Source organism: Herbaspirillum sp. CAH-3 (assembly GCF_009668275.1).
Lineage (GTDB): Bacteria > Pseudomonadota > Gammaproteobacteria > Burkholderiales > Burkholderiaceae_D > Herbaspirillum > Herbaspirillum aquaticum.
Genome location: NZ_VSWE01000019.1, coordinates 14,710 through 27,740, shown reverse-complemented (window position 1 = coordinate 27,740; position 13,031 = coordinate 14,710). Strand labels below are relative to the sequence as shown.

The window sequence follows — 13,031 nt, the reverse complement described above, 5'->3', positions numbered from 1 at the left end:
GCCGCTGGCCTGATGTGAGGTACCGTGTTACGGCTTGCTCTTGACCACCCGCGCGGTATCGAAACCTTGCTTGGTGGCGTTGTTGAGTGCGTTCTCGTATTGCTCGTCACTGATGGTGGGCGTGCGCGAGAGGATCCACAGGTATTCGCGCGAGGGGCTGCCCACGGTGGCCAGGGTGTATTGATCGTCCAGGTCCATGATCCAGTAGTCGCCCCACACCATCGGTACCCACGACAGCCAGGCCGGCGCAAAGCGCACTTCCAGCTTGCTGTTGTTGCTGCGCGGGACCACCCGCGCCACGCCCTTGGCTTCATCCATGCCGTCGGCCGTCTTGCAGCGGTTGACGACATCGATCATGCCATCATCGCGCGCGGAATATTCAGCGCTGGTGCTGGAAATGCATTTTTTTTGGAAGCTGTTGGGAATCTTGGCGATTTCGTACCACTTGCCGGCGTAACGCTTCAGGTCCACCGAGGGCACCGTCTTGACCTCCTGGGCGCTGGCCGAAGCCATGCCCAGGCCGCCATAGGCTGCCATCGAGACCATGGTGGCCACCAGGGCCAGTTTCAGTTTGTTCATCAGGTCGTTGTTTCCATGAAGATGAGATGCCGTTCGGCATCCAGGCCCGGTACCTGCAGGGGCTGCACTTGCTGCACCTTCCACCCCGCCGGCAACCGGTCGATTTCCTCCTGCGGCAGCACGCCCTTGAGGGCGATGTACTTGCCACCTTGTTGCAGGAGGTGGTTCGACCATGTGACGAAGTCCTTCAGTTCCGCAAAAGCACGCGAGGTGATGACATCGTATTGTTGCTCGACAGGCAACTGCTCGACCCGCGCATGCAGCACCGAGACATTGCCCAGGTGCAATTGGGCCTTCACCTGATTGAGGAAGGCGGTTTTCTTGGAGACCGTATCGACCAGGGTAATCTGCATCTGCGGCTGCGCCTCGGCGGCCCAGATGGCCAGCACAATGCCCGGCAGGCCGCCACCGGCACCCACATCCAGCACACGCTGGGCACCGGCGAAGGCCGACACCGCCGAGAGCGAATCGAGCAGGTGGTGCGTCACCATCTGCGCCGGATCGCGCAAGGCGGTCAGGTTGTAGACCTTGTTCCACTTGGCCAGCAGGGCCTGGTAGGCCATCAGCTTGTCGATCTGGGCAGCGGACAGCGCCAGGCCCATGGACTTGGCGCCTTCCTCCAGGGTGCGGGTCAGATTGTTCAGGTCTGCAGTGTTGCTCATCCGTGATGCCTTGGTATTGATCTGGTTCGGGACTGGGGTCCGGTATTTTTCTTCACGCAGCTTGGTTGTCAGCGCCAGCCGCCTGTTTCAGGCCGCCCTTCTTCAGGTGCACCAGCAGCAGCGACAGTGCTGCCGGCGTCACGCCGGAAATGCGGGAGGCCTGGCCCAAGGTTTCCGGGCGATGCTTGTTGAGCTTCTGGCGCACTTCGATGGACAGTGCTTTCACGTCCATGTAATCGAGGTCGGCCGGCAGCTTCAGGTTTTCATTGTGATCCTGGCGGCTGATCTCATTGGCCTGGCGCGCGATGTAGCCGGCGTACTTGACCTGGATCTCGACCTGTTCACGCACCGGGCCATCTTCGATGCCGGGGCCGGCCAGCGCCTGGCCTTCGCTGCCGGTCAGGCCCATGAGGCTGTCATAAGTCACATTGGGACGACGCAGCAGGTCCAGCAGGTTGTATTCGCGCTCGATGGCCTTGCCCAGCACGCGCTCGGCTTCAGCGGCGGCCAGGATGCGCGGGTTCACCCAGGTCGACTTCAGGCGTTCCATTTCACGTGAAACGGCTTCGCGCTTGCGCTCGAAGGCTTCCCATTGCGCATCGCCGACGCAGCCGAGTTCGCGGCCGATTTCGGTCAGGCGCAGGTCGGCATTGTCTTCGCGCAGCGAGAGGCGATACTCGGCGCGGCTGGTGAACATGCGGTACGGTTCCTGCACGCCCTGGGTGACCAGGTCGTCGACCAGCACGCCGAGGTAGGCTTCATCGCGGCGCGGGGTCCAGGCTTCACGTCCCTGCGTCTGCAGGGCGGCGTTGATGCCGGCCAGCATGCCTTGGGCGGCCGCTTCTTCATATCCGGTGGTGCCGTTGATCTGGCCGGCGAAGAACAGGCCTTGGACCTGGCGGGTTTCCAGCGAGGACTTCAGGCCGCGCGGATCGTAGTAGTCATATTCGATGGCGTAGCCGGGGCGCAGGATGTGGGCGTTTTCCATGCCCTTCATCGATCGCACCAGTTCCAGCTGCACGTCGAACGGCAGGCTGGTGGAGATGCCATTGGGGTAGAACTCGTGGGTGGTCAGGCCCTCGGGTTCCAGGTAGATCTGGTGCGAATCCTTGCTGGCGAAGCGGTGGATCTTGTCTTCGATGGAGGGGCAGTAACGCGGGCCCACGCCTTCGATGACGCCGGTGTACATCGGGCTGCGATCCAGGCCGCCACGGATGATGTCGTGCGTGCGGCTGTTGGTGTGGGTGATCCAGCACGGCATCTGGCGCGGGTGCATGGCGGCGTTGCCCATGACGGAGAACACCGGTACCGGGTCCAGGTCGCCGGGCTGCTCTTCCAGGATCGCCAGGTTGATGGTGCGACCATCGATGCGCGGCGGGGTGCCGGTCTTCAGGCGCCCTTGCGGGAGCTTCAACTCCTTCAGGCGCGCCGACAGCGAGACCGCAGGCGGATCACCGGCACGGCCACCGGAATAATTGTTCAGGCCCACGTGGATCTTCCCGTCCAGGAAGGTCCCGGCGGTCAGCACTACGGCACGGCCGGCAAAGCGGATACCGGCCTGGGTGATGGCGCCCACGACGCGGTCGCCTTCCAGCATCAGGTCGTCCACGGCCTGCTGGAACAGCCACAGGTTCGGCTGGTTCTCCAGGCGCGAGCGGATCGCCGCCTTGTACAGGATGCGGTCGGCCTGGGCGCGGGTAGCGCGCACGGCCGGACCCTTGGAGGAGTTCAGGATGCGGAACTGGATGCCCGCCTCATCGGTGGCGATCGCCATCGCCCCACCCATGGCATCGACTTCCTTGACCAAGTGGCCCTTGCCGATCCCGCCGATGGAGGGATTGCAGGACATTTGGCCCAGGGTTTCGATGTTGTGCGTCAGGAGCAGGGTTTTCTGGCCCATGCGTGCTGCGGCCAGTGCAGCTTCGGTGCCGGCGTGACCGCCGCCAACGACAATGACGTCAAATTGTGTGGGGAATAGCATGATGCGGGCCTCGCGTAGAGGTGAGAACAGAGGCGAGATTATAAGACCTTTTATCTGGCGGGGTCGGAGGCGGGGTCGGTAGCTGTTGGTTTACCGCACTTCCCCGCCCTGCTGGACACTATCGGGCGGCGGATTCGATAGGCTTAACTGATCAATGAAACATCGACTCGGATTGTTTCACGTGAAACAGCGGGCTGGCTTTGGGGGTCGAAGTCAGAATATGAATAAAAAAACGGAGCATCGCGCTCCGTCTTTTGTGTCGGGGGCCGGATGTTTCACGTGAAACACCCGGTGAAGTTTTCTGCTATTTGAGGAAGGCGTCGTAACCCGACTTCAAGATCAATGCCCCCACCACGACCAGGAACAACTTGCGCACGAAGACGCTGCCATGTTTCATGGCCAGTCGTGTACCCACCAAGGAGCCCCCGATGTTGAACACCGCCATCAGCAAGCCCAATTGCCAGATAACGTGTCCGCTATACCCGAACCAGCACAAGGCTGCCAGGTTGGTCGCAATGTTGACGAACTTGGAGACCGCCGATGCCGAGAGGAAGTCATAGCTGAATACCCGCACGAACAGGAACACCAGGAAGCTGCCCGTACCCGGACCAAATACACCATCGTAGAAACCCACTGCCCCACCGATCAGCGCGGCGTACACGATTTCCCGGGTGCCGGTCAGCGTGGGCGCATGGGTGGTACCGAAGTCCTTCTTCTTCAAGGTGTAGAGGGCAACTGCGATCAGGACGAAGGGTAAAGCCTTGCGAATCAGCTCGGTCGGGATATGGGTAACGACATAGGCCCCGAAGAAGGAAAACGCAAAAGCTGCCATCGCAGCCGGGGTCACGGTACTCCACCTCACGGCAACCTTGCGCGCAAAGTTGATGGCCGCCGCACTCGTGCCCATCACTCCCGCGACCTTGTTCGTCCCCAGCAAGGTCGCCGGGGCAGTATTGGGAAATACTGAGAACAAGGTCGGCACCAGCACCAGTCCACCTCCTCCCACCACTGCATCGATCAAGCCGGCCACGAAGGCGGCGCTGCACAACACCACATAGTCCAGCATCACTTGCCCTCCGCTGACGAAGTGAAGAAAGGAGCGGAAGCATCGGCAAGGGATGAAACAGGGATGAGCATGGGACGAGGGGAAATGAATGGACGGTGAAATGAACAAGGGAGCAGCCGGGCCACATTCTACCGCCCTGCCCCGCCCGGCATCAGCCACAGAGATGAAGCTTTGGGGACTGTTGCGGAACACATCCCTGCTGTTCTGGCTGGCCCGTCATGAAGACAAAAAATTACCGCCGGGAAATCACCCTGGGGTGACTTGCCGGCGGCAGATGAAGTTTTAAACTTCAGCGAAACACTAGTGCGATCCCTTGGCCTGCCCCTTCCCGGCCAAGGCCAGGATCTCGCCCACGATGCCCTTCCGGAAAGCCAGCACGCAGACGATGAAGATGAAGCCGGTCACAATCGTCACCGAATCTCCCAAGGTATTGAACCAGTCGATGCTGGTGACGTTGGCCAGCCAGGCACCGATATCACCCAGCTTGTTCTCCAGCATGATGATGATGATGGCGCCGACGATGGGACCAACGATGGTACCCAGGCCACCCACCAGGGTCATCAGGACCACCAGGCCGGACATGCTCCAGTGCACGTCGGTCAGGGTCTCGAAGCCCAGCACCAGGGTCTTGGTGGCACCCGCCAGACCCGACAAGCCCGCCGACAGCACGAAGGCCAGCAGCTTGTAGCGCGCCACGTCATAGCCCAGCGAGATGGCGCGCGGCTCGTTCTCCTTGATCGCCTTGAGCACCTGGCCAAACGGGGAATGGATGGTCCGCACGATCAGCGCAAAGCCCGCTACGGCAATGGCCAGCACGACGTAGTACAGGGTCATGTCGCTGGTCAGGTCGATCATGCCCAGCAGCTTGCCGCGCGGGACACCTTGCAGGCCGTCCTCGCCACCGGTGAACGGTGCCTGCAAGGCGACGAAGAACAGCATCTGCGCCAGCGCCAGGGTGATCATGGTGAAGTAGATACCCTGGCGACGGATCGCCAGCAGCCCCATCACCAGGCCGATCAAGGCACCCGTCAGGGTACCGATGACCAGGCCCAGCTCGGTCGGCAAACCCCACACCTTCAGCGACTGGCCGCACATATAGCCCGCCCAGCCGAGGAAGGCCGCATGGCCGAAGGACAACAAGCCGGTGTAGCCGATCAGCAGATTGAAGGCGCAGGCGAACAACGCGAAGCACAGCATCTTCATCAGGAACACCGGGTAGATGCCGAACGGTGCCGCCAACAACAATATTAGTAAAACAGCAATTCCGATTTTCTTGTTCATGCCGGTCTCCGATTATTTCTCTTTGCCGAACAGGCCGGCCGGACGGACCATCAGGACGATGGCCATGATGATGAAGACCACGGTGGCCGACAGTTCCGGGTAGAACACGCGGGTCAGGCCTTCGATCAGGCCCAGCACCAGGCCGGTGATGATCGAACCGAGGATGGAGCCCATGCCGCCGATGACCACCACCGCGAAGACGGTAATGATCAGGTTGGAACCCATCAGCGGCGAGACCTGGATCACCGGGGCGGCCAGCACGCCGGCGAAGGCCGCCAGGGCCACGCCGAAGCCGTAGGTCAGGGTCACCATCAGGGGGACGTTGATGCCAAAGGCTTCCACCAGCTTGGGGTTCTCGGTGCCGGCGCGCAGGTAGGCACCCAGGCGCGTCTTCTCGATCACGAACCAGGTGGCAAAGCAGATCACCAGCGAAGCCACCACGACCCAGGCGCGATAGTTGGGCAGCACCATGAAGCCGAGGTTGGTCGCGCCCTGCAGCAGGTCAGGCACCGAATACGGCTGGCCCGAGACGCCATAGATGGAGCGGAAGATGCCCTCGATCATGAGCGTGATGCCGAAGGTCAGCAGCAGCCCGTAGAGGTGGTCTAGCTTGTAGAGCCAGCGCAGCATGGTCTTTTCGATCACGATGCCGAACAGGCCCACCAGGATCGGTGCCACGATGAGCATGACCCAGTAATTGAGTCCCAGATAGGTCAGGCCCATCCAGGCCAGGAAAGCGCCCAGCATGTAAAGCGTGCCGTGCGCGAAGTTGATCACGTTGAGCAAGCCGAAGATCACCGCCAGGCCCAGCGAGAGCATGGCGTAGAAGGAGCCGTTGACCAGGCCCAGCAGCAGCTGGCTCAACAAGGCTTGCAGGGGTATGCCGAATAGTTCCATAAAAACCCGTTCATCCAGATGGGTGAAGAACGCCACCGCTTACAGCAAAAATCTGCCATCCCCGCGTGAACAGAAATGACAGATTTTGCTGGCTGTGCGATGGCCTTACTGCTTGATGCGTGCAGCTCGATGCGAAAGGATTACTTCCAGGCCGCGCACTTGGATTCGGCCTTGGTGGTCCACGCCTGCTCTGCCGGAATGGTCTGCACCAGCTTGTAGTAGTCCCACGGATACTTCGAATCAGCCTGGGCCTTCACCTGGTACAGGTACATGTCGTGCACCACGCGGCCGTCGGCGCGCAGGTAGCCGTTCTTCTGGTACATGTCGTTGAACTTGGCCTTGCGCAGTGCCGCCATGACCTTGTCGGAATCATCGGTACCGATTTCCTTGACGACCTTCAGGTACTGCAGCGCGGCCGAGTAATCGCCAGCCTGCAGGGAAGACGGCATTTTCTTGCGCACGGCGAAGTAGCGCTTGGCGAAGGCACGGGTTTCCTCGTTGGAGTCCCAGTACCAGCTGTCGGTCAGGTACAGGCCTTCAGTGTTCTTCAGGGTCAGCGAATGCACGTCGTTGATGAACACCAGCAGGCCCGCCAGCTTGGCCGTCTTGGTGATGCCGAACTCGTTGGCCGCCTTCACCGAGTTGATGAAGTCGCCACCGGCGTTGGCCAGGCCGATGATCTGGGCCTTGGAGCTCTGTGCCTGCAGCAGGAAGGAGGAGAAGTCGGAGGCGCCCAGCGGGTGCTTGACCGAGCCCACCACGGTGCCGCCGGAGGCCTTCACGACGTTGGCGGTATCGGATTCCAGCGAGTGGCCGAAGGCGTAGTCAGCGGTCAGGAAGAACCAGCTCTTGCCGCCCTGCTTCACCACCGCCGAACCGGTGCCCTTGGCCAGGGCCACGGTGTCGTAGGCGTAGTGCACGGTATAGGGCGAGCACTCTTCATTGGTCAGACGGGCGGTGCCAGCACCGACCGAGAAATAGACTTTCTTCTTTTCGGCTGCGACCTTGGCGCTGGCCAGGGCGGTGCCGGAGTTGGTGCCACCGATCAACACATCCACGCCCTGCTGGTCGAACCATTCACGGGCCTTGCTGGCGGCCACGTCGGCCTTGTTCTGGTGGTCGGCCACAACCAGTTCGATCTTCTTGCCGTTGATGGAACCGCCCATGTCGGCGATGGCCATCTTGATGGCTTCGGCGCCACCCTGGCCGTCGATGTCCGAATACACGCCCGAGATATCGGTAATGAAACCGATCTTGATCACATCACCCGAGATCTGTGCCGAAGCCGGCGCGGTCGCGAATGCCGCAGCAGCTGCGGTAACGGCCAGTGCCATTGCCTTGAGTTTCATTTTCATCTCCTCTGTTATGAAGCCCGCTTGATGATTTCGATGCGAGACAACTTGGTGGAACGGGGAGAGGATCGCTCACCCCGCGGACGTACTTGTTGGCAGTACTTCTTCTAGTCGTGAAGCTGGTGATACCGGAAAAATCTGGAGGCCGGACCCGGCAGTGCAGTGCATTGCCGGGGAGCGGTGCTTAAACGCCGAGCAGTTCGTTCAGGGTCTGCATCTTCGCTTCCAGCTGGGAGGAGGCGAAGGATTCGACGATCTGGCCGTGTTCCATCACATAGAAGCGATCAGCCAGCGGCGCGGCGAAGCGGAAGTTCTGCTCGACCATGACGATGGTGTAGCCCTTGGCCTTGAGCGTAGTGATCATGCGGGCCAAGGCCTGCACGATGACCGGGGCCAGGCCTTCGGAGATCTCGTCGAGCAGCAGCAGGCGGGCACCGGTGCGCAGGATGCGCGCTACCGCCAGCATCTGCTGTTCACCACCGGACAGGCGCGTGCCCTGGCTGTTGCGACGTTCCTTCAGGTTGGGGAACATCTCGTAGATTTCGTCGATGGACATGCCTTTGTCCGTCTTTGAAACAAAGGGCGGCAGCATCAGGTTTTCTTCGGCCGAGAGCGAGGAGAAGATGCCCCGCTCTTCCGGGCAGTAACCCACGCCGTAGTGGGCGATCTTGTGGGTAGCCAGGTTGATGGTTTCCTGGCCGTTGATCTTGATGCTGCCCTTGCGGGTACCGACCAGGCCCATGATGGAACGCAGCGTCGTGGTGCGGCCGGCGCCATTGCGGCCCAGCAGCGTGACCACCTCGCCCTGGTGGACGTTGAGGTTGACGTTGTGCAGGATGTGCGATTCGCCGTACCAGGATTGCAGATCGCTGATCTGCAGCACCAGCGGCGCGGAAGAAGAAGACGTCGTCATGGCATCAGCATTCATGGTGGCGGTACTCATCAGTGAGCCCCTTGCAGTTCGGCCGAGGTGCTGCCCATGTAGGCTTCCATCACCTGCGGATTGCGCGAGACTTCTTCATAGCTGCCTTCAGCCAGCAGCGCACCACGTTGCAGCACGCTGATGCGGTCGCAGATACCGGAGATCACGCTCATGTTGTGCTCCACCATGAGGATGGTACGGCCGGCCGAGACCTTCTTGATCAGTGCGGTGACGCGGTCCACGTCTTCGTGGCCCATGCCCTGGGTCGGTTCGTCCAGCAGCATCAGTTCCGGCTCCATGGCCAAGGTGGTGGCGATCTCCAGGGCGCGCTTGCGGCCGTAGGGAAGGTCCACCGTGGTGGTGCGGGCAAAACTGGTCAGGTCCACTTCTTCCAGCAGCTGCATGGCGCGCTCGTCGAGCTGCTTCAGGCTCTCGCCGTTCTTCCAGAAATGGAAGGAGGTACCGAGCTTGCGCTGCAGGCCGATGCGCACGTTTTCCAGCACGCTCATGTGCGGGAAGACGGCGGAAATCTGGAAGGAGCGAATGATGCCCTGGCGCGCGATCTGCGCCGGCGCATCCATGGTGATGTCTTTGCCGTTGAACAGGATCTGGCCCGAGGTCGGTACCAAGAACTTGGTCAGGAGGTTGAAGCAAGTGGTCTTGCCGGCGCCATTGGGGCCGATCAAGGCATGAATGTGACCGCGCTCAATTTGCAGGTTGACCGCGCTTACTGCCGTGAAACCCTTGAATTCCTTCGTCAGGTTTCGTGTCTCCAGAATGACGTCTGTCATGGTCTCTTCTTTCCCTTTGATGCCCGCGCCGGTGGATCCGGTCGTCAAGGCCTGCCTGCTGCGGACAAACTGAATCTTTTGGATTCAGGAACCGCGTTGTTTACCTGGCGAATCGAGAAGCTAGTTTTAATATTTGGCGCATAGTAGCCGGTTCGTACCATTCATACAATACGTATAAGTACCGTATGGTCCAGCGGCTGGGAATTGCCGTCTCAAGCCCGGGAAAGCAGGCTGGACGCGACTTTCTCGGCGATCATGACAGTCGGGGAATTGGTGTTGCCGGAGGTGATGGAGGGCATCACGGAGGCATCGGCCACGCTCAATCCTGACACGCCGCGCACCCGGCATTGGGCGTCGACCACGGCCATCGCATCATCGCTGCGGCCCATGCGGCAGGTACCGACCGGATGGAAGATGGTGGTGCCCACATCACCGGCAGCGCGATACAAATCGGCTTCACTTTCATACTGCGTGCCGGGCTTGTATTCCTCGGGGCGATAACGCGACAGCGCCGGCGAGGCCGCGATGCGGCGGGTCAGGCGCAGCGCGTTGGCGGCAACCTTGAGGTCTTCTTCGGTGGAGAGATAGTTGGTGGTGATCCTGGGTGCCAGGGCGTGATCGGTCGAGCCCAGGCGCACGTGGCCGCGCGAGGTCGGACGCAGGTTGCACACGCTGGCCGTGAAGGCCGGGAAGGCATGCAGCGGGTCGCCGAATTTTTCCAGCGACAGCGGCTGAACGTGATACTGCAGGTTGGCGCTGGCCTGCTGCGCATCGGATTTGGCGAAGGCGCCCAGCTGCGAGGGCGCCATCGACATCGGCCCGCTTTGCATGAGCAGGTATTCCAGCCCGATCTTCATCTTGCCGACCAGGGTCGAGGCCATGGCGTTGAGGGTCCTGGCACCATCGACCTTGAAGACCATGCGCATCTGCAGGTGATCCTGCAGGTTCTCGCCCACGCCCGGCAGCGCGTGCACCACCGGGATCTGGTGCTGTTGCAGCAGTGCTGGATCGGCGATGCCCGACATCTGCAGGATATGCGGCGAACCGATGGCCCCCGCGCACAGGATGGTTTCCCGGGCTTCGGCAAACCAGGCGCTGCCACCGCCGGTGAATTCGACGCCGGTGCAGACCGGCCCCTGTTCGCCCTGCTCCATGCGCAGGCGGCTCACGTGCGAGCCGGTCATGATGGTGAGGTTGCCATCCTTCATGGCAGGCCGCAGGAAGGCCTTGGAAGCGTTCCAGCGCACGCCGCGCTTCTGGTTGACGTCGAAGTAGCCACAACCCTCGTTGTCGCCACGGTTGAAGTCCTCGACCTTCGGAATGCCATTCTCGGCGGCCGCATCGCGGAAGGCATCGAGGATGTCCCAGCGCAGGCGCTGTTTCTCCACGCGCCATTCACCGCCGGCACCGTGGAACTGGCTGGCGCCGAGGTGGTAATCCTCGCTCTTCTTGAACAAGGGAAGCACGTTCTGCCAGCGCCAGCTGTCGTCGCCCGTGACCTCGGCCCAGTGATCGTAATCACGTGCCTGGCCACGCATGTAGATCATGCCGTTGATGGAAGAGCAGCCGCCCAGCACCTTGCCGCGCGGGTAGATCAGGCTGCGGCCGTTGAGGCCCGGATCGGCCTCGGTGCGGAACATCCAGTCGGTACGCGGATTGTTGATGCAGTAGAGATAGCCGACCGGAATATGGATCCAGATGTAGTCGTCCTTGGCACCCGCTTCCAGCAGCAGCACCTTCTTGCCGGTCTGGCGCGAGAGCCGGTTGGCCATGACGCAGCCGGCAGTGCCGGCGCCAATGATGATGTAGTCGTATTGCCCTGCCGATTGCATGGTGTCTCCGCTGGCTTGTTCTTGTGATCTTGTGATCTTGTGATCTTGTCGTCTGCCGCCGCCCCTGCCCTGGCAAGAGGCGGCCGCCACCCTGCTTACTTCGCCACCGGCATGGTGAACTCGGCCCCCTTGCCGATGGTGGCCGACCAGCGCTGCATGATGGACTTGTAGCGCGTGTAGAAGCGGATGCCCTCTTCGCCATAGGCATGGGTATCGCCAAAGAGCGAGCGCTTCCAGCCGCCGAAGGAGTGCCAGGCCATCGGCACCGGGATGGGCACGTTGATGCCGACCATGCCGACCTGGATGCGGCGCGAGAATTCATGCGCGGTGTTGCCGTCGGCCGTAAAGAGCGAGACGCCATTGCCGTACTCATGCGCGTTGATCAGTTGCACGGCTGAAGCGAAGTCCGGCACGCGCACCACGCACAGCACCGGGCCGAAGATTTCTTCCTGGTAGATCTTCATCTCGGTGGTGACATGGTCGAAGAGCGTGCCGCCGATGAAGAATCCTTCCTCATGGCCCGGCACCTTCAGGCCGCGGCCATCGACCAGCAGCTTGGCACCGGCATCCACGCCGCTCTGGATATAACCCTCCACCTTGGCCTTGTGGGCGGCGGTGACCAGCGGGCCCATCTCGGCGTCGTCTTCCATGCCGTTCTTGACCTTGAGCGCCTTCACGCGCGGGATCAAGGCTTCCACCAGCTTGTCGGCCACGCTGCCCACGGCCACCGCCACCGAGATCGCCATGCAGCGTTCGCCGGCCGAACCATAGGCCGCACCGATCAGGGCATCCACGGCTTGTTCCAGGTTGGCATCGGGCATGACCACCAGGTGGTTCTTGGCGCCGCCCAGGGCCTGGGCGCGCAGCGGGAAAGTGCCGGCGCGCTCGGTGGCCTTGCGGTAAATGTATTCGGCAATCGGGGTGGAACCAACGAAGGACACCGCCTGTACCTCCGGATGCTCCAGCAGCGCATCCACGGCCACCTTGTCGCCCTGCACCACGTTGAAGACGCCATCGGGCAGGCCGGCGCGCTTGAACAGTTCAGCCAGCATCAGTGAAGGTGAAGGATCGCGCTCGGAGGGCTTGAGCACGAAGCTGTTACCGGTGGCAATGGCAATCGGCGCCATCCACAGCGGCACCATCACCGGGAAGTTGAACGGCGTGATGCCGGCCGTCACGCCCAGCGGCTGGCGCAGGTTCCAGTTGTCGATGCCGCCGCCGATGTTGTCGGTGAACTGGGTCTTGAGCAGTTGCGGGATGCCGGTGGCGAATTCGACGATCTCCAGGCCGCGCGTGACCTCCCCTTTCGCATCCGAGAACACCTTGCCATGTTCCAGCGTGATCGCCTTGGCCAGGGCATCGTGGTTCTGCTCGATCAGCTCCTTGAACTTGAACAGCACCCGCGCCCGCTTCAACGGTGCCGTCTCGGCCCAGGCCGGTGCCGCAGCACTGGCAGCGGCGACGGCCGCATTGACCTCCTGCACCGAGGCCAGGGACACCTTGCCCGTGGCAGCGCCGGTGGCCGGGTTGAAGACATCCTGGCTGCGGCCGCTCTCGGAGCGGGAAATCTGGCCATTGATGAAGTGATCGATCTGCGGGAGGCTCATAAGGTTTCCTTTGGTGTTTTCAATGAAGGTGGAAGGCGCTGTCTCCTGCTCCCTCCTGCAA

At 61.7% G+C, this 13,031-nt stretch carries 11 protein-coding genes; all 11 read right to left on the bottom strand.

Annotation, left to right across the window (positions count from 1 at the left end; all coding sequences use genetic code 11):
- Positions 1–27: 27 nt before the first annotated feature.
- The 11 genes from FYB76_RS22235 to FYB76_RS22185 all read right to left on the bottom strand — a co-directional run bounded on the left by FYB76_RS22235 (position 28) and on the right by FYB76_RS22185 (position 12,970).
- On the bottom strand, positions 28–579 hold the full coding sequence (locus tag FYB76_RS22235; protein ID WP_154135091.1) for a lipocalin family protein: 552 nt from the start codon (positions 577–579) through the stop codon (positions 28–30).
- Positions 579–1,241: a 16S rRNA (guanine(527)-N(7))-methyltransferase RsmG gene (rsmG, locus tag FYB76_RS22230; RefSeq protein ID WP_154135090.1), complete on the bottom strand. Its 663-nt coding sequence runs from the start codon at positions 1,239–1,241 to the stop codon at positions 579–581. Before rsmG ends, FYB76_RS22235 begins: the two co-directional genes overlap by 1 nt.
- A 52-nt stretch (positions 1,242–1,293) precedes the next feature.
- A complete protein-coding gene (gene mnmG, locus FYB76_RS22225; RefSeq protein ID WP_154135089.1) occupies positions 1,294–3,222 on the bottom strand; it encodes a tRNA uridine-5-carboxymethylaminomethyl(34) synthesis enzyme MnmG in 1,929 nt (642 codons plus the stop codon).
- Positions 3,223–3,526: 304 nt separating this feature from the next.
- Positions 3,527–4,288, bottom strand: a complete 762-nt coding sequence (locus FYB76_RS22220; protein ID WP_088756954.1) for a TSUP family transporter — start codon at positions 4,286–4,288, stop codon at positions 3,527–3,529.
- 300 nt (positions 4,289–4,588) lie between these two features.
- Positions 4,589–5,569, bottom strand: a complete 981-nt coding sequence (locus FYB76_RS22215) for a branched-chain amino acid ABC transporter permease (protein ID WP_154135088.1) — start codon at positions 5,567–5,569, stop codon at positions 4,589–4,591.
- Between the two features lie 12 nt (positions 5,570–5,581).
- Positions 5,582–6,466, bottom strand: coding sequence for a branched-chain amino acid ABC transporter permease (locus FYB76_RS22210; protein WP_034335261.1), 885 nt, complete (start codon positions 6,464–6,466; stop codon positions 5,582–5,584).
- Between the two features lie 140 nt (positions 6,467–6,606).
- The gene (locus FYB76_RS22205; protein WP_154135087.1) at positions 6,607–7,815 is read right to left on the bottom strand and encodes an ABC transporter substrate-binding protein; all 1,209 of its coding nucleotides are present in this window, start codon (positions 7,813–7,815) and stop codon (positions 6,607–6,609) included.
- A 187-nt stretch (positions 7,816–8,002) separates the two neighbouring features.
- Entirely contained in the window at positions 8,003–8,731 is a 729-nt protein-coding gene (locus FYB76_RS22200; protein ID WP_034335281.1) for an ABC transporter ATP-binding protein, read from the bottom strand.
- Positions 8,732–8,760: 29 nt separating this feature from the next.
- Positions 8,761–9,531 (bottom strand): ABC transporter ATP-binding protein, encoded by a 771-nt coding sequence (locus FYB76_RS22195; RefSeq protein WP_034335283.1) that lies wholly within the window; start codon positions 9,529–9,531, stop codon positions 8,761–8,763.
- 212 nt (positions 9,532–9,743) lie between these two features.
- Positions 9,744–11,363, bottom strand: a complete 1,620-nt coding sequence (locus FYB76_RS22190; RefSeq protein ID WP_154135086.1) for a GMC family oxidoreductase — start codon at positions 11,361–11,363, stop codon at positions 9,744–9,746.
- A 95-nt stretch (positions 11,364–11,458) separates the two neighbouring features.
- Positions 11,459–12,970, bottom strand: a complete 1,512-nt coding sequence (locus FYB76_RS22185; RefSeq protein WP_154135085.1) for a CoA-acylating methylmalonate-semialdehyde dehydrogenase — start codon at positions 12,968–12,970, stop codon at positions 11,459–11,461.
- Positions 12,971–13,031 lie beyond the last annotated feature (61 nt).

Bases quoted from the DNA above. Each gene is read 5' to 3' on its own strand.
- mnmG (WP_154135089.1), bottom strand. From the start codon at position 3,222: ATGCTATTCCCCACACAATTTGACGTCATTGTCGTTGGCGGCGGTCAC.
- FYB76_RS22210 (WP_034335261.1), bottom strand. From the start codon at position 6,466: ATGGAACTATTCGGCATACCCCTGCAAGCCTTGTTGAGCCAGCTGCTG.
- FYB76_RS22235 (WP_154135091.1), bottom strand. From the start codon at position 579: ATGAACAAACTGAAACTGGCCCTGGTGGCCACCATGGTCTCGATGGCA.
- FYB76_RS22200 (WP_034335281.1), bottom strand. From the start codon at position 8,731: ATGACGACGTCTTCTTCTTCCGCGCCGCTGGTGCTGCAGATCAGCGAT.
- FYB76_RS22215 (WP_154135088.1), bottom strand. From the start codon at position 5,569: ATGAACAAGAAAATCGGAATTGCTGTTTTACTAATATTGTTGTTGGCG.
- rsmG (WP_154135090.1), bottom strand. From the start codon at position 1,241: ATGAGCAACACTGCAGACCTGAACAATCTGACCCGCACCCTGGAGGAA.
- FYB76_RS22185 (WP_154135085.1), bottom strand. From the start codon at position 12,970: ATGAGCCTCCCGCAGATCGATCACTTCATCAATGGCCAGATTTCCCGC.
- FYB76_RS22205 (WP_154135087.1), bottom strand. From the start codon at position 7,815: ATGAAACTCAAGGCAATGGCACTGGCCGTTACCGCAGCTGCTGCGGCA.
- FYB76_RS22195 (WP_034335283.1), bottom strand. From the start codon at position 9,531: ATGACAGACGTCATTCTGGAGACACGAAACCTGACGAAGGAATTCAAG.
- FYB76_RS22190 (WP_154135086.1), bottom strand. From the start codon at position 11,363: ATGCAATCGGCAGGGCAATACGACTACATCATCATTGGCGCCGGCACT.
- FYB76_RS22220 (WP_088756954.1), bottom strand. From the start codon at position 4,288: ATGCTGGACTATGTGGTGTTGTGCAGCGCCGCCTTCGTGGCCGGCTTG.